This window comes from Orientia tsutsugamushi str. Boryong (genome assembly GCF_000063545.1).
In the GTDB taxonomy this organism is placed as follows: domain Bacteria; phylum Pseudomonadota; class Alphaproteobacteria; order Rickettsiales; family Rickettsiaceae; genus Orientia; species Orientia tsutsugamushi_C.
Window position 1 is genome coordinate 1,754,708 of record NC_009488.1, and the last position, 16,547, is coordinate 1,771,254.

General features: G+C 30.4%; 17 protein-coding genes and 5 pseudogenes. 11 read left to right on the forward strand and 11 right to left on the reverse strand.

Annotated elements, in window-relative coordinates; translation table 11 throughout:
- Positions 1-137: 137 nt before the first annotated feature.
- Both OTBS_RS18030 and OTBS_RS18035 read right to left on the reverse strand, forming a co-directional pair.
- Positions 138-539: a hypothetical protein gene (locus OTBS_RS18030; RefSeq protein WP_332370166.1), complete on the reverse strand. Its 402-nt coding sequence runs from the start codon at positions 537-539 to the stop codon at positions 138-140.
- Positions 540-895: 356 nt separating this feature from the next.
- Positions 896-1,420, reverse strand: a complete 525-nt coding sequence (locus OTBS_RS18035; RefSeq protein ID WP_041621267.1) for a hypothetical protein — start codon at positions 1,418-1,420, stop codon at positions 896-898.
- A 172-nt stretch (positions 1,421-1,592) separates the two neighbouring features.
- On the opposite strand from OTBS_RS18035, the pseudogene OTBS_RS08290 reads away from it, so the two are divergent.
- The 3 genes and pseudogenes from OTBS_RS08290 to OTBS_RS17050 form a co-directional block, all read left to right on the forward strand.
- Positions 1,593-2,065, forward strand: a pseudogene (locus OTBS_RS08290) (HD domain-containing protein); the annotation flags it as partial.
- A 487-nt stretch (positions 2,066-2,552) separates the two neighbouring features.
- Positions 2,553-2,978: a hypothetical protein gene (locus OTBS_RS17045; RefSeq protein WP_232488987.1), complete on the forward strand. Its 426-nt coding sequence runs from the start codon at positions 2,553-2,555 to the stop codon at positions 2,976-2,978.
- Positions 2,969-3,721, forward strand: a complete 753-nt coding sequence (locus OTBS_RS17050) for a reverse transcriptase domain-containing protein (RefSeq protein ID WP_232489064.1) — start codon at positions 2,969-2,971, stop codon at positions 3,719-3,721. The genes OTBS_RS17045 and OTBS_RS17050 overlap by 10 nt, the downstream gene beginning before the upstream one ends.
- Positions 3,722-3,991: 270 nt before the next feature.
- Here the strand turns inward: OTBS_RS17050 and OTBS_RS17055 are convergent, their stop codons facing one another.
- The gene (locus OTBS_RS17055) at positions 3,992-4,126 is read right to left on the reverse strand and encodes an ankyrin repeat-containing protein (protein WP_011945064.1); all 135 of its coding nucleotides are present in this window, start codon (positions 4,124-4,126) and stop codon (positions 3,992-3,994) included.
- Between the two features lie 135 nt (positions 4,127-4,261).
- Positions 4,262-5,269, reverse strand: a complete 1,008-nt coding sequence (trpS, locus tag OTBS_RS08300) for a tryptophan--tRNA ligase (protein WP_011944639.1) — start codon at positions 5,267-5,269, stop codon at positions 4,262-4,264.
- A 476-nt stretch (positions 5,270-5,745) separates the two neighbouring features.
- On the opposite strand from trpS, the pseudogene OTBS_RS13135 reads away from it, so the two are divergent.
- Positions 5,746-6,570: pseudogene (locus tag OTBS_RS13135) on the forward strand (IS5 family transposase).
- Positions 6,571-6,895: 325 nt separating this feature from the next.
- Here OTBS_RS13135 and OTBS_RS17060 read toward each other — a convergent pair.
- From OTBS_RS17060 to OTBS_RS08330, 6 genes and pseudogenes are all read right to left on the reverse strand, one after another.
- Positions 6,896-7,174, reverse strand: coding sequence for a transposase (locus tag OTBS_RS17060; RefSeq protein WP_232488898.1), 279 nt, complete (start codon positions 7,172-7,174; stop codon positions 6,896-6,898).
- 406 nt (positions 7,175-7,580) lie between these two features.
- Entirely contained in the window at positions 7,581-7,775 is a 195-nt protein-coding gene (locus OTBS_RS17065) for a helix-turn-helix domain-containing protein (RefSeq protein ID WP_041621180.1), read from the reverse strand.
- A 54-nt stretch (positions 7,776-7,829) separates the two neighbouring features.
- Positions 7,830-7,925: pseudogene (locus tag OTBS_RS14650) on the reverse strand (IS5/IS1182 family transposase); the annotation flags it as partial.
- Positions 7,926-8,156, reverse strand: a complete 231-nt coding sequence (locus OTBS_RS08325; RefSeq protein WP_041621181.1) for a hypothetical protein — start codon at positions 8,154-8,156, stop codon at positions 7,926-7,928.
- Between the two features lie 15 nt (positions 8,157-8,171).
- A pseudogene (locus tag OTBS_RS18550) lies at positions 8,172-8,228 on the reverse strand (hypothetical protein); the annotation flags it as partial.
- A gap of 16 nt (positions 8,229-8,244) precedes the next feature.
- On the reverse strand, positions 8,245-8,427 hold the full coding sequence (locus tag OTBS_RS08330) for a hypothetical protein (RefSeq protein WP_041621182.1): 183 nt from the start codon (positions 8,425-8,427) through the stop codon (positions 8,245-8,247).
- Between the two features lie 438 nt (positions 8,428-8,865).
- Here OTBS_RS08330 and OTBS_RS17075 point away from each other — a divergent pair, with 438 nt between their 5' ends.
- From OTBS_RS17075 to OTBS_RS18555, 4 genes and pseudogenes are all read left to right on the forward strand, one after another.
- Positions 8,866-9,078 (forward strand): hypothetical protein, encoded by a 213-nt coding sequence (locus OTBS_RS17075; RefSeq protein WP_041621183.1) that lies wholly within the window; start codon positions 8,866-8,868, stop codon positions 9,076-9,078.
- Entirely contained in the window at positions 9,041-9,292 is a 252-nt protein-coding gene (locus tag OTBS_RS17080) for a reverse transcriptase domain-containing protein (protein ID WP_232488899.1), read from the forward strand. Before OTBS_RS17075 ends, OTBS_RS17080 begins: the two co-directional genes overlap by 38 nt.
- Before the next feature lie 15 nt (positions 9,293-9,307).
- Entirely contained in the window at positions 9,308-9,856 is a 549-nt protein-coding gene (locus tag OTBS_RS17085) for a reverse transcriptase domain-containing protein (protein WP_050897563.1), read from the forward strand.
- Positions 9,857-11,416: 1,560 nt separating this feature from the next.
- Positions 11,417-11,545 (forward strand): annotated as a pseudogene (locus tag OTBS_RS18555) (DNA helicase); the annotation flags it as partial.
- Between the two features lie 350 nt (positions 11,546-11,895).
- Here the strand turns inward: OTBS_RS18555 and OTBS_RS08340 are convergent.
- Entirely contained in the window at positions 11,896-12,909 is a 1,014-nt protein-coding gene (locus OTBS_RS08340; protein ID WP_011945066.1) for a P-loop NTPase, read from the reverse strand.
- A 183-nt stretch (positions 12,910-13,092) separates the two neighbouring features.
- On the opposite strand from OTBS_RS08340, the gene hflK reads away from it, so the two are divergent.
- The 3 genes from hflK to OTBS_RS08355 are packed head-to-tail and all read left to right on the forward strand — an operon-like array spanning position 13,093 to position 16,450.
- Entirely contained in the window at positions 13,093-14,142 is a 1,050-nt protein-coding gene (hflK, locus tag OTBS_RS08345) for an FtsH protease activity modulator HflK (RefSeq protein ID WP_011945067.1), read from the forward strand.
- 23 nt (positions 14,143-14,165) lie between these two features.
- A complete protein-coding gene (hflC, locus tag OTBS_RS08350; protein ID WP_011945068.1) occupies positions 14,166-15,032 on the forward strand; it encodes a protease modulator HflC in 867 nt (288 codons plus the stop codon).
- Between the two features lie 17 nt (positions 15,033-15,049).
- Complete coding sequence (locus OTBS_RS08355) at positions 15,050-16,450, forward strand: DegP-like serine protease TSA47 (protein ID WP_011945069.1); 1,401 nt, start codon at positions 15,050-15,052, stop codon at positions 16,448-16,450.
- The last annotated feature ends 97 nt before the right edge of the window (positions 16,451-16,547 follow it).

A 16,547-nucleotide genomic window follows, 5' to 3' on the forward strand; every position in this document is an offset into this window, starting at 1 on the left:
TTTTTTTATTAACATTATCTTCATTTACAACTTTTATGGACTAAACCATGATTTATCGATAGCTTGACCATAACTTTTAATCAAAGATTCTCGTACTTTGTACCAAGTTGAGTTGGAGTCCAATTGTTTACTCAGATTCAAGAGATACTCTTCTTCATTGATTTGTTTCTGTGAAACAGTTTTGAGTTGCTCAAATGGTGTAACTTGTAATTCTTGTCGTATCCATATACATCTTGTACAGCTTGTAATATCTTTGATCTATCACATTCTGTTAGTGTAATATTTTTAAGCAACTTAACAAAAAACTTAGTTCGAACTGCTGGCCCAAAACTACAAGAAGTCAAAATTTGATAAGCCATAGCTGCTTCAAAAGAACCAGCAATTTTATGCTTCAACTGGCTTTCCTTACTAAGATTTGTCCTTGTTTCAATTTGCGCAAGATATTTTTCCTTATTAAATTTTTCTACGTTATCAAATCCACAGTTGTCACTATTTGCCTGATCAGTAGTTCGTAATTCATTTGCTAACGCTTTTGCCATATAGTTTAGAACTGATGCCTTACCGCCAAAATGATAATTCGAATATTGATCTGCTAGCTTTAATAGTAATTTGTTGATAAAGTATATGTTAAAACCTCTATCAGACTTATGTTGCAGTGTAACTACATCTTCTGGTGTTAGTTGGGTAAAAGTCTTCTAGCCTGTACCTTTTGAACCATTCTTTTTTACCATTCGAAGACTTGAGAATCTTTGTTATTAGTGATTCAATGTCTTTATTGCGATTTTTAGTTGAAGTCCGTATATCATTTTCAAAATCATCAACATTTTGAAAATTTTGTTCTTCATTTTCATTTTTGTTATTCTCTACTAACTCACCTTCAGTAGATCTAGATATTTTAGATTTTTTTTATATATCTATATATGTCCCTGAAAAAAGTTTCAGGTTGACCTGAAATTTCTTTCATGTTGGGACGAAATTTTTTTTCTGGTAAGGCTATATTTTCTTCTTTTCCTTTTTCACTATAGTGCTGAAAATTTTTCAGAATTTTTATGCAAGGAACATTACGTAACTTAACATTGTCTTTAATTATTGTCCTATTTTCAACTTCAATAAAACCTGCATCTCTTAATTCTACTAAGCATTGCCTAACTCTTCTTTGACCAACATTCAGCTTATCTTCATAAAGTTGATAACTTTCCTGTAATTCATCTATATCTTTGTTGTAATAGATATGTAGTCTAAATACTATGAATGATAAAAGCTGTTTAGATGTTTTACTTAATGCTTTTCCATTATCTCCACTTAGCTTTCTCCATTCTGGTGGAATGATATTTCCAATAAAGTTATAAAATATTGTGTCATTATTGTTACTATTATTTTTAATAATATTACAACTATTACTACAGGGCGCATTTTTCATCTCCAAAAATACAGCTATAGTAGGTGTTTTAGAAAATAATTTTTTTATAAAATTACAGTCAAATTTTTGTTCAAAAGGTTGAAAATAGGTTGAAAAAAATTTTTATGCCAAACATATATAAATCTTCATACTTATACTATCTGCCTTAGAAGACCAATTTTGCTTATAGGTAATGTTCTATACTAAAAAATATCATGACAAACAACTTCGAGATACAGGAGAGCCATATTATATGCATCCATTAGAAGTAGCTTATATGATAGCAGACTACAGCTTTGAAACAGATACGATTATTACAGCAATACTACATGATACCATCGAAGACACAACACTAACTAAAGAAAAGATTGTTAAGGTATTTGGTAAAAAAATTGCAGAACAGGTTTCAGAACTCACCAGGATTAAGGATAATAAAAAAATCAGTTCTAGAGAAATGATTCAAACATTTTATAGGCAAAATAAAACAGAACTATTATTAATTAAGCTTTTCGAGCGATTCCATAATATTCAGACTGTATCAATAAAACCTTATGAAAAAGACAAAAAATCGTCATTAGAACTCAGCAAGAATTTATACCTCTTGCTAAGTACCTTAAATTACGAGAAATTGCCATAGAGCTAAATAAATACTGTGAGCTGTATGCTAGGTGCGTCAAGAGAAAAGGTGAATTAATCTCACTGGTGAAAGTCCAGTTATGGAAGGAGAAGCTAGATCCACCATATAGCGAGTCTTGTGCTGCTGAAGGTAACGACAGTAGTAAAGCGTAGACAGTGAAACATTCGAGCCGAAACCAAATGGTGAACGTGATAGCCCTGAAAGTGAGATGTAGTGGAAGCCGATATGTTCTAGCACATAGTAGGCAAAAGAAGATTGGAGGTCAAACTAGTAAAAATCCAAAAATTTTCAACCACCGGGGTCGCAGGCGTCAGCGAGTTTGTAAAGATTAATGACACAACTTGAGAAGTCCTTATAACTCTTACGTAATTAAGTAAGTATTCAAAGTACAAGTGATGAAACATAAGGCTTTGGAGATGGTGTAAGGATGGCTGAGTTAGCCATAGTAGTGATGAAACCTAGTAATGTGGGTGGAGCAAAGGGTTAGCAGAAAAGTAAGAATGCAAGAGGGAAACAATGGCTGTACACAGCATAGACAGAAATACATGGTTAACGAAACTTGAGCGTATAAAGTTGCTATCATCGAAAAATCAAGACATAAAGTTTAATAATCTAAATCAAGACATAAAGTTTAATAATCTTGGACATATCATTGATTTAAAGATATTAGAAGAACAATATAAGGAACTCGATAGCAAGAAAGCGATAGGAATAGATGGTATAACCAAAGAGGATTATGGTAAGAAGTTGAAAGCAAATCTGCTCTCGCTTCTTACTAGAATTTGCAATGGGAAATATCAGGCTAAACCTGCACGAATAACAGAAATTCCAAAAGAAGATGGAGGCAAAAGACCTTTGGTAATATCATGTTTTGAAGATAAGATAATCGAGTCTACAGTAAGCAAGATACTAAACTCTGTGTTTGAGCAAATATTCTTTTAAAGTATTCATATGGATTTCGACCTAAATTAAATGCACACGACGCTTTAAGGGAGTTAAATAGACTTACGTATAACTTCAATAAAGGGGCTATAGTAGAGATTGATATAACAAAGTGTTTCAATACAATCAAGCATTGTGAGTTGATGGAATTTCTAAGAAAGAGAATATCTGACAAGAAATTTCTAAGACTAGTTATGAAACTGATTGAAACACCAATCATAGAAAATGGTACTATAGTTACTAACAAAGAAGGTTGTCGTCAAGGATCAATAGTTTCACCAATCCTGGCAAATGTCTTTCTGCATTATGTTATAGATAGCTGGTTTGCAAAAATCAGCAAAGAAAACTTAATGGGACAAACAGGAATGGTGAGGTACTGCGACGATATGGTATTTGTCTTTGAAAGGGAAGCAGATGCGAAAAGGTTTTATGATGTTTTGCCTAAAAGGTTAAATAAGTATGGGCTAAATATCAATGAAGCTAAATCACAAATGATAAAATCTGGTAGAGACCATGCTGCAAATTTAGCCCAACAATGCAGGAAGATCGCAAGTTATAATTTTCTTGGATTTACTTGCTATTGGAGAAAATCAAGATTTGGCATAACATGGAGACTAAAATATACCTCAAGGAGAGATCGTTTTACTGAGAAACTGAAAGGACTGAGAAAATATTTGCGTAGTCAGCTAAACAAGCAAGATAAAACACAAACATTATCACAAGTCATTAGAGTTATTAGGTGAATGGATCAACTATCATGGTATATCTGATAATAAAAGACGAGTAAGTTCATTTATCAACCAAAGTAAACGGGCAATATATAACTGGTTTAATAGAATGGGAGGAAAACGTAAGATGAATTGGAAAAGACTAACCGAGATACTTAAAAGAGTAAATTTTCCTAAAATTGGAAAGATTGTCTCAATGTTCTAGACAACAAATAAGGCATAATGCTTATCTTATTTTTGAGAGCCGGATGCGGTAATTCTGCAAGTCCGGTTCTGAGGAGGGGCCTAATTGAGCAATTGGTTAGGTCTACTCACACAACAACAAGATGGTAAAGCAGTGTGCCCATCATTATTTTTTGCGTTTACGTTAGCTCCATTGTTCAGCAAAATCTTAGCAATATGTAGATTCTTATATTTCAAAGATACATGTAAAGCGGTGATACCATCTTTATATTTTGAATTTACAAAGTGTGCTATTCTTGCTGTACTTTTTCAATATCGCCTCTTTAATAGCTCGATGTAAAGCATATTTAGTTTTAGATTTAGATATCATATTTATGTTGACAAAATTTGTAGTCCAAATTTTTGTTTTACTTTTGTTATGGTTTTTTCAGCTATTATTTTAGCCTGATTAGCCCCTGTAATCAATACTTGATTAACATAATCTAAATTATTCATATAATTATTATATTCTTTCAAAATAGGGTTAAGACAATCAATAATTAACATTGCTAAGTCTTTTTTAAATTTAGTTAATTCTGCATATTCATATTCTTTTACTATATCATTAGTGGTTTTATTAGATAGTGCAGCAAATATATTAATTAGATTAGAAATCTCTGGTCTGCTTGTAGGGTCATATGTGATTTGAGTATAGCAATCAGTTTTTGCTTTTTGCAACTTTCTAAAAATAACGTCTTGTGAATCAGTTAGATTAATTCTACTAAAATCAGAGATATCTGACTTACTCATTTTTTTTCTGCCATCTTTTAGACTCATGATTTTTCCTGCTGTATGATCTATAAATAGTTCCGGTAACTTGAAAATGGTATCATCATTAAACTTATGATGGATTATTTTAACTATATCTCTTACTAGTTCTAAATGTTGCTTTTGATCAGCCCCAACTGGTACTAAATCTGCTTGATATAACAGAACATCTGCAGCCATCAGTACAGGATATGCTAGCAATCCTAAGTTGATATTATTTGAGCTGCATTTGATAGTTTTATCTTTAAATTGAGTCATTCGTTTTAATTGTCCAAGTGGAGTAACGCAATTTAGTATCCATGCAAGCTCTGAATGTTCTTTAACATCAGATTGAAGAAAAATTATTGATTGTTTGGGATTTATTCCGCATGCTAGAAGCATGCAAGCTGAACTAAATATCGACTCACTTAGTTTCAATGATTCTTGTGAAGTAGTAATTGAATGTAGATTAGCAAGAAAAAATATGGACTGAAATTTTGATTGCATTTGAACCCATTTCTGTATAGATCCTAAATAATTGCCAAGATGCTGCTTTCCTGTAACCTGTATACCAGATAATATACGTTTGGACATTAATATACCTGACTTTAAATGTTTTAAATGGTGTTTATTATAAACATATTTGAAGTTTTTAGCATTAATAATTTTTTAAATTCTAATTTTGAAGTATTAAAATAAAAAAGTAATTAGTATGACATATTCGATATATTTTGGAAAAAAGTACTGGACATAAAGGGAAGAGAGAAAATTACTTTTGAAAAAGTATCAAAATATTTTGTGATAGGAAAGAATACAGTATTTGTATTTAGTAAAAACATATTGTAGTTAAAAAACAGAAACAGAGCTCCAATAAAAGCCTTTATTGATAAACTAAAATGAAGATGTGAGCCAATATAGTGACACATATTAATACGAAAGAGCTAAAGGACTATGAGTAAGTAAGTCTGGTGTACAAAAAGCATTAAAGAGATTAAATTATTACATAAGACTTCTTTCGAAACTATACAATGATGTAAAATGGTGTTATAAAAATCTGATTTGAAGTAACAATGAAATTAGATCAGATTAAAGAGTTAAAGGATGAAAAATTTCGTCGATTAACAGTAGTAAGGAAGGGAACATTCTCAAAGATGGTGGATATTTTGAGGAAAGCTGATGGTGTTAAGAAATCAAAAGGAGGGCGTAAAAATAAGCTCAATTTGGAGGAACAGTTATTGATGGCCTTAGAATACCTTAGAGAATACCGTACTTATTTTCATATAGGTCAGAACTATGGGATTAGTGAAAGTTCAGCATATAAAGCTGTAAAATGGGTAGAAGACACCTTAGTTAAACACCCAAACTTTGCTCTTCCAGGTCGTAAAGCTCTAATGAATAGCGATATGAATTATGAAGTAGTCTTGATTGGTGCTACTGAGAGTCCTATAGAAGGACCTAAAAAAAAATAAAAATTCTATTATTCGGGAAAGAAGAAAAAGCATACACTAAAAACTCAAATAGTGGTAGACAAGAAAACGCACCAAGTAATATGTACAGATTTTTCTAACGGTAAAAAACATGACTTTAGATTATTTAAGGAATCCAAAATTCTTATCCATCCTAAGATTAAAGCGATTACTGATACAGGATATCAAGGTATACAAAAAATTCGCAATAATTCTGCATTACCAAAGAAAAAAAGCAAGAAAAATCCTTTAACTAAAAATGATAAAAAGAATAATCGTAGGTTAGCAGGAAAAAGAGTTGTCAATGAAAACGTTATTGCTATGCTAAAACGGTTCAAAATTATTGCTGACAAATATCGAAATAGACGTAAAAGATTCGGTCTTAGATTTAATTTGATCTCTGGCATTTATAATTTTGAACTACCTTAACCAGTTTCGAAAGAGGTCTATTGTCTTTAATTATTATCCTATTTTCAACTTCAATAGTTAGCTTTCTCCATTCTGTTGGAATGATATTTCCAATAAAGTTATAAAATATTATGTGATTATTGTGTGAGTAGACCTAACCAATCGCTCAATTAGAACCATCTTCAGAGCCTGATTTGCAGAATTACCGCATTCTTATTCCCGAAAAATAAGATAAGCTTTATGCCTGATTTGTTGGAAAATTTACTCTTTTAACGCCAGATTATGATAAGAAAAAATATGAAAAGCATAATGAAAAAGGTCTACAAGAGATAATGTACAATTATAATTATGCAATATATTTATAGTCATTTACAAATGAAGTTTGAGCATAGAAAAAAGAGATAATAGAATTAGCAAATTGAGTAATTTGATGTTTAATCCACAGCTTCATATTAGCCGAAAACTTTTCTATCGGATTTAAATCTGGAGAATAAGGTGGAAGAAAAATAACTTTACAACCAACAGATTCTATTAACTCTTTAGTTTTTTTAGACTTATGAAAAGCAGCATTATCCATTACTACAAACTGAGCAGGCTCTAACTCATTAATTAATACCTGCTGCACCCAAGCTTCAAATAATCTTGTATTACATATGCACCATTAAATATCATAGGTGCGATTGATTTATTATTAACATAACCAGCTATAATATTTGTACGCTCGTAATATTTACCACTCTTTTTGCTGCTTACATGAGTTCCTTTTTTCTCCACCCTCTATTCTTGCATATAGACATTTCAATGCCACTTTCATCTATGTATACCAAGTTTTCCTTAGGTATAGCACACTTATTCACTTGTTGATATTTTTCTCTTATTTCTGGTTTTGCTTCCATGTAGGTAAACGTTTTTTTTATAACTATAGCCGAATTTTTTCATATAATAACTCGCTACCCTTATTGAAATTCCAAAATGTTTCCCTGCTTGTGCCAGAGTTAGATTTTGATTTAGCGAAATGTATTTTTCAAATTCTATCTTATATATTTTCCTTTTTTACCAAGACGATCTCTTTCTTTATAATGACCTTCTGATTTATATCTTTTATACCAATTTCTTACTGTGTTTGCTGCTATATCAAATTTTACTGAAGCAGCATTACAACTTTTTCCTTGATTAACACATTTTATTACTTTCTCCCAAAAGTCTTGGCTATATGATTTTGGCATTTTCTTTTCAGAATACTATGCTTAAACTTCATTAGACTTCTTTCGAAAACTGGGTTAACGTAGTTCAAAATTATAAATACCAGAGATCAAATTAAATCTAAGACCGAATCTTTCACGTCTATTTCGATATTTATCAGCAATAATTTTGAACTACGTTAACCAGTTTCGAAAGAGGTCTAATGCTTGTGCATAAGTATGTACTCTGTCAGCATTCTCTTTCCAGTTTATAGTATATATTTTGGCATACTCTTCAATATACTTATAACACAGCTCTTTGAATGTAATATCGTTAGCTTTTCTTTCTCTTTCTTTTATACGTTTCTCATTTTCTTCTATCTGTTGTTGACGTTTTACTGCTCTTGGATCTATTCCTTTCGCCATTAATGTCTTTAATTCTCTTGCTATTTTTCTAGCTTCTTTAATAGATAAATCTGGAAATACCCCTATCGTTATTTTTAAACTCTGGTTTTTAAATTTTTGTTCTAAAAACCCATGTTTTTCTTACTCTTACTCCACGGACTACCCATGAGATTTTCAGTTTAAGTCCTATTGTATCTGGATCGTGGATAATTAATAATTTTTCTCCCTCAGGGATATTAATTTTATTTAATAACCGCTTTCTAAACTTTGATGATAATGATATTGAAGGCATAATTACCCCACATAATATTAATGTTGATATTATTAATATATATTACGCTTTATTAAACATCTGATATAAATTATGCTTTTTTTGATATCAAATTTTTTATACTAAATTTGTTCATTATACGTATAACTTGAAAATCATTTATCAATCCTAGGTTGTATATATTTTTCGATCATTAGATTAACCCCTAGATTGAAAACTGGATCCAAATTCCCTAAATTTTTTTTCAACCTTTTGCTTTAATTTTTTTGTTATATTGACAAATATTGTAATTATATTTATAGTTAAAGTTGAAGATTGATTATAAATATTAATAAAAGTTAACATAAGTTAATAGTAGGTTCTATAAAGTGTAGAAGTTAATAAAAATTAACCTTTCTTCTCCCTTATACTTGATCTACCTTTGCACATTTTCCTATAGAACATCTTATTGATTTAAAGATGTTAGAAGAACAATATAAGGAACTCGATAGCAAGAAAGCGATAGGAATAGATGGTATAACCAAAGAGGATTATGGTAAGAAGTTGAAAGCAAATCTGCTCTCGCTTCTTACTAGAATTTGCAATGGGAAATATCAGGCTAAACCTGCACGAATAACGGAAATTCCAAAAGAAGATGGAGGGCAAAAGACCTTTGATAATATCATGTTTTGAAGATAAGATAATCGAGTCTACAGTAAGCAAGATATTAAACTCTGTGTTTGAGCCAATATTCTTAAAGTATTCCTATGGATTTCGACCTAAATTAAATGCACACGACGCTTTAAGGGAGTTAAATAGACTTACGTATAACTTCAATAAAGGGGCTATAGTAGAGATTGATATAACAAAGTGTTTCAATACAATCAAGCATTGTGAGTTGATGTAATTTCTAAGACTAGTTATGAAACTGATTGAAACACCAATCATAGAAAATGGTACTATAGTTACTAACAAAGAAGGTTGTCGTCAAGGATCAATAGTTTCACCAATCCTGGCAAATGTCTTTCTGCATTATGTTATAGATAGCTGGTTTGCAAAAATCAGCAAAGAAAACTTAATGGGACAAACAGGAATGGTGAGGTACTGCGACGATATGGTATTTGTCTTTGAAAGGGAAGCAGATGCGAAAAGGTTTTATGATGTTTTGCCTAAAAGGTTAAATAAGTATGGGCTAAATATCAATGAAGCTAAATCACAAATGATAAAATCTGGTAGAGACCATGCTGCAAATTTAGCCCAACAATGCAGGAAGATCGCAAGTTATAATTTTCTTGGATTTACTTGCTATTGGAGAAAATCAAGATTTGGCATAACATGGAGACTAAAATATACCTCAAGGAGAGATCGTTTTACTGAGAAACTGAAAGGACTGAGAAAATATTTGCGTGCTCAGCTAAACAAGCAAGATAAAACACAAACATTATCACAAGTCATTAGAGTTATTAGGTGAATGGATCAACTATCATGGTATATCTGATAATAAAAGACGAGTAAGTTCATTTATCAACCAAAGTAAACGGGCAATATATAACTGGTTTAATAGAATGGGAGGAAAACGTAAGATGAATTGGAAAAGACTAACCGAGATACTTAAAAAAGTAAATTTTCCTAAAATTGGAAAGATTGTCTCAATGTTCTAGACAACAAATAAGGCATAATGCTTATCTTATTTTTGAGAGCCGGATGCGGTAATTCTGCAAGTACGGTTCTGAGGAGGGGCCTAATTGAGCAATTGGTTAGGTCTACTCACATAGATTTAATTTGATCTCTGGCATTTATAATTTTGAACTACATTAACCAGTTTCGAACGAGGTCTAATACAAAAGGTCTACAAGAGATATTATGTAATATCTTTAAATATAGTTTCAATTAATAACAGTTTATTTATTGCTCACATGTCTGTAAATGCAATTTTAGATAAGAAACAATTAAAAATATGTAATACAAGTGTTATAATGGTGAATGTTCAGGTTATTAAGTATAGTATTATGAAAGAATATTTGTAGAAATATGAGCAATAAATAAACGGTTATTAATTGAAACTACAGATAATATATAATTATACATTATCTCTTGTATACCTTTTACTCACTACCTTTCATATTTTCTCTTATCCTAAACTGACGTTATAATAACACAGTAGTCTTAAACATTGAATGGTGCCAATATCACTATTTGGTTTAGGCTCGAATATTTCACTGTATACGCTATACTCTTTACTACTGTCGTTACCTACAGCTGCATAAGACTAGCTACATGGTGGATTTAGCTTCTCATTCCATAACTGGACTTTCAACAGCGCGCCTTATCTTGACTTACCTACTACTAATGTTTACTACTACAGAGATGTAGCAAGTTTGCATTTGAATATTAGTTACAGCTATTGCGGTATGAGATTGGTAACTGTTGTGTACTAAGCGTGATAAAAAGCCTAACTAAAGTACTAATCTGGATGGAAAATATGAGCAAAGTAAAGTTAAAATTAGTTAAACTACAGTGAATCTTTGTATGAAAAATATCGTAAATGTAGAAGTAGATACTCCAGATAAATTTTGTTATATGGATAAAGCTGAAAAGCTTAGCTGTAAGAAGGAATACACAGTCTTCTTTAAAAATACCAGCTCCTCGGTGTAAAGAAGATAGCCAACTTAACGTATCTCTGATGAATAAAAGTAAGCCTATTATTAGGCAACTGATAGTAGGTAAGAGAGGTCTTAAAAAGCTAATGATACTGAGTCGAAAGACTACTGGAATTAATAACTTAGAGTATAAGCATTTATAGTCATCTACAATGAGGTTTGAGCATAGAAAGAAGCGATAAAATAGTTAATAGAATCTATGGTTGTAAAGTTATTTTTCTGCTACCTTATTTTCTAGATTTAAATCTGGTAGAAAAGTTTTGGGATAATATGAAGATGTGGAGTGGATTAGAAATCAAATTACTCAATTTGCTAAATCTTATGAATCTATTATCGCTTCTTTCTATGCTCAAACCTCATTGTAAATAACTATATATAACATTAACAAATTTTGCTACCTGTATTTTTACGAGCCATTACATGGTAAAATATATAAGTTAATTGATCTCATTATTAGTAAAGGAATTAGTGCTACTGTAGTTTCACTTAAAACGCTAATTTAGGATAAGAGAAAATATGAAAGGTAGTGAGTAAAATGTATACAAAAGATAATGTATAATTATATATTATCTGTCGTTTTAATTAATAACCGTTTATTTATTGCTCATATTTCTACAAATATTCTTTCATAAACATTCACCATTATAACACTTGTATATTACATATTTCTAATTGTTTCTTATCCTAAAATTGCATTTACAGACATGTGAGCAATAAATAAACTGTTATTAATTGAAACTATATTTAAAGATATTACATAATATCTCTTGTAGACCTTTTGTATTATATCTTTCATACTTTTTCTTGTCCTAAACTGACGTTTAAAAATATGCTAGTCAATGAACTCGCATTATATATATTGCAGCCATTCTACTTTAATTAAGTGATTGATACTTTGTCCTTGATCACATTTGGTGGAAATTTCTGAATTAATTGGTATTTGAGTTAAAAGTGGAATTTGAAATTCATGGGCTATCTTTTGAGCTCCATTTTTTCCAAATGGGAAAATAACATCGTTTGTACTACTAACTAAATAGCTCATATTTTCTACAATACCTATTATATTAATTCCTAGCTTTCTGTATAAAATTAATGATTTTTTTACTTCAGATGTGGAAATTAATTGAGGAGTAGTAACTGCTATAATACCAAATATTTCATAGTTTGTTGTTAATGTGATATGAATATCACCTGTGCCAGGAGGCATATCGACAACTAAGTAATCAATGTTATTCCACTGCGCCATTAATAATTGATGTAATGCTTTAGAAGTCATAGCTCCACGCCAAGCTAATGGAGAGTCATTATTTGTTAATAAACTTAATGATAAAATATCTATACCATTCTTATTAATTGGTAATATTTTATTTTGAATGAATTTAGCATTTTTGTTAATAGCAAACATTGTTGGAATAGATGGGCCATGAAAGTCTGCATCTAATAATCCTACTCTAAATCCTTTATCCCTAAGATCTTGTGCTAGCGCGGCACTAATAGTTGATTTTCCTACACCGCCTTTACCTGAAATGACAGGAATAATATGTTTTACTCCGGTTATTTTTATTTTATTTTTGTTTATATTATTATTGTTGTTGCTTTTATAGTTGAAAAGTTCTTGATCTTTATTACTAATAACTATATGAACATTTGTAATGTTAGGTATTTCTTGTTGCAGTATTATTGTGGCTTTTTTTTGTAATAGTAAAGCTTCGGAATATTGATCTCTATTAATAAACATTACAAAGCTTATTTGTTGATTATTTACTTTAGGATTAGAAATTACATCTATAAGTTTAGTACCATCAGAAAAGGTTAAAGTTGTTAATTTACTGGTTATTTCATTGATAACACAATTAATATTCATATCAGTATTGAATTTCGAGTAAATAAATATATATTTTGCTTATTGTATACTGTTATAACGATTATTTTCATTTACGTAAGATTAAAATATTTTGTTAACTTGCTATATTAAGTAATATATGAATTTATAACAGTAACAAGTGTTAAGTAAAACGTTTATTAGAATATATTTAAATAGGTTTTTATGAAATCACCCTGGGATAACATGGATGATGTAAAAAATACATTTTTTAAAAAAAATAATTTTTTTCTGCCTGTGAATTTTAGTTTTAGCATTAAAACTATGCTAATTTTAATATTTACCATAGCTGTAATTTGGTTATTATCAGGTGTTTATAAGGTTAATGAAGGGGAGGAAGCTATAGTTATTAGATTTGGTGAATATGTTCGCAAAGCCTATCCTGGATTAAATTATCATCTTCCTCATCCTTTAGAAAAGGTAATAATCGAAAGAGTAAAGATGTCAAGACAAACAGAAGTTGGATATAGTTCAGGGCAATCTAGAAGAGAGGCTAATACTAATAATGGTAGCTATATGGTTTATTCTTATAGACTCAATAATAGAACTATAAATAATCAACATTTAGGAGAAAGCAGCACTATGTTGACTGGAGATGAGAATATTGTAGAGTTGAATTGTAATGTTAGGTGGCATATTAAGGATTTGTATTCATTTGTTTTTAATGTTGCTTTTCCAGAGGAAACTGTCAAAATAGTAGCAGAAAGTGCTATTAGAGAGGTAATTAGTGAAACGCCAATTGCTTCAATTTTATCAAATCAAAAACAGGAAATAGCAGATAAAATTGAAAAATTAATTCAGCAAATTTTGAATCAATATTCAATTGGTATAGAAATAGAAAAGGTTCAATTATTAAAGGCTGAGCCACCATCAGAAGTTATTGATGCTTATCGTGATGTACAAACTTCAAGAGCTGATAAAGAGCGAGAAATAAATCAAGCTCAAGCTTATAGAAACGATAAGATACCGGAGGCTAGAGGAAAGGCTGCTAAGTTGATTGAAGAAGCTAAAGGATATAAACAAGCAACTGTTTCTAAGGCATTAGGAGAGGCTCAGAAATTTAATGCAATATTAGTAGAATATAAGTTAAACAAAGAAATTACTAAAGAACGGTTATATCTTAATACTATTGAAACAATATTACAAGGTAGTAAAAAAATTATTATAAGCGATGAGAGTAAATTATTGCCTCATATGGGTATATCGCTTAAATAAATATAAGTAGTAAGGTTTAAATCATGACGATAAAAAAAGTGTACTTAACAATTGTTATAGCTACTGTAGTAGTACTAGCGATATTTAATTCTGTGTTTCAGGTTATGCAGCATCAGTATGCAGTAGTTTTTCAATTTGGAGAAGCAATAAAAATTATTTCGGAGCCAGGGTTAAGGTTTAAGATACCATTTGTTCAAAATGTATTGTATTTTGATAAAAGGTTAGTTTCTGTTGAAGTATCAGCTAAAGAATTAACAGCGGCAGATGGTAAGAGAGTAATTGTTAATGCATTTGCTAAATTTAAGATTATTGACCCTATTACTTTTTTTAAAACAGTGTATAATCATAATGGAGTAAAAGTTAGATTAAATAAAACTATTGAGTCTGCAATGCGAAAAGTTATTGGGCGAGCTACTTTTATTACTTTGTTGTCTAAGCAAAGATCAGAAATCATGTCTGATATTTATGATTTAGTAAATAAAGAGGGTAAATCATTTGGAGTAGATGTAATTGACGTAAGGATTTCAAGAACTGATCTACCAAAGGAGAATAGTGCTGCAATTTATCAGAGAATGCAAACAGAGAGAGAAAAAGAAGCTAAGCAGATTAGAGCTGAAGGAAAGGAGGAGGCTGTGAGAATAATATCAAGGGCTGATAAAGAATGCGATATTATTTTAGCAGAAGCATATAAGCAGGCCAAGATATTGGAAGGGGAGGGAGATGCTGAGGCTTCTCATATATACAATAGTGTATATAGTCAAGATCCAGAGTTTTATCGGTTTTACCAATCATTATTAACTTATTCTAAAGTGCTAAGAAAGGATGATACTTCTTTTGTATTATCTCCTAATAGTGGCTTGTTTAAGTTTTTGAATTTAAGTAATAATTAATATTAAAGGTTAAGTTTATGAAAAAGGCATTTTGTTTACATTTAATAGTATTTGCATTACAAGGTATAAGTAATGTTCATTCTAAATCGCTACTAAATCAAAAAGCTGTATTACCTCAACAAAAATCTGATATGCATATTAGTGTAAATAGTTTATCCGATATAGTTGAGCCATTACTATCTACAGTAGTAAGTATTTATGCTGTAGATACTAACATTGGGATTATTTTAAATAATAAGGTATCTAAGTATCAACAAGAAGTGTTCTTAGGTTCTGGAGTTATCATTGATAGTTCTGGATATATTGTTACTAATGAAAATGTTATAGCAGGAGCTGAAAATATAAAAGTAAAGTTGCATGATGGTTCAGAACTGATAGCAGAATTAGTTGGCAGTGACAAAAAAATTAATATAGCCTTGTTAAAAATTAATTCTCCAGCAGAATTATCTTATGCTGATTTTGGTGACTCAAATCAGTCGAGAGTAGGAGATCAGGTTATTGCAATAGGAAGTCCTTTTGGTTTAAGAGGAACAGTAACAAATGGCATTATTTCTTCTAAAGGACGAGATATGGGTAACGGCATAGTAACTGATTTTATTCAAACTAATGCTGCTGTTCATATGGGTAGCTTTGGTGGACCGATGTTTAATCTTGAAGGAAAAATTATTGGAATTAATTCCATTCATGTATCTTACTCAGGCATAAGTTTTGCTATTCCATCTAATACTGTACTTGAAGCAGTTGAATGCTTAAAAAAAGGAGAAAAAATTCGTCGTGGTATGTTAAATGTTATGCTTAATGAATTAACTCCAGAATTAAATGAGAATTTAGGACTTAAAAAAGATCAAAATGGAGTTCTAATAACTGAAGTTATAAAAGAAGGATCTGCAGCACAATGTGGAATTGCTCCTGGAGATGTAATTACTAAATTTCATGATAAAGAGATCAAAACAGGAAGAGATTTACAGGTAGCTGTATCTTCAACTATGCTTAATTCTGAAAGAGAAGTTGGACTTTTACGTAATGGTAAGTTGATGACTCTAAAATGTAAAATTATTGCCAACAAAGGTGAGGATAGTGAGCAACAAAGTAATGATCAAAGTCTTGTAGTTAATGGTGTAAAATTTGTTGATCTTACACCTGATTTAGTGAAGAAATATAATATTACTTCAGCTAATAATAATGGATTATTTGTTCTTGAAGTTTCGCCTAACTCTTCTTGGGGAAGATATGGTTTGAAAATGGGGCTAAAACCTAGAGATATAATTTTATCAGTTAAACGTGATGATAATAAAAAAGATATTTCTGTTAAAACACTAAGAGAAATAGTGACAAATATAAAGCATAATGAAATTTTCTTTACAGTTCAAAGGGGAGATAGAATGCTTTACATTGCTTTACCTAATATTAATAAGTAAATCTAATTTAAAGGCGATTTTAATTGCCTTTAAATATCAATTGTTAATTTAAGTTAAGTATTAAATTTAGAAGTAATTAGCTTAGTATTTAGCAAAA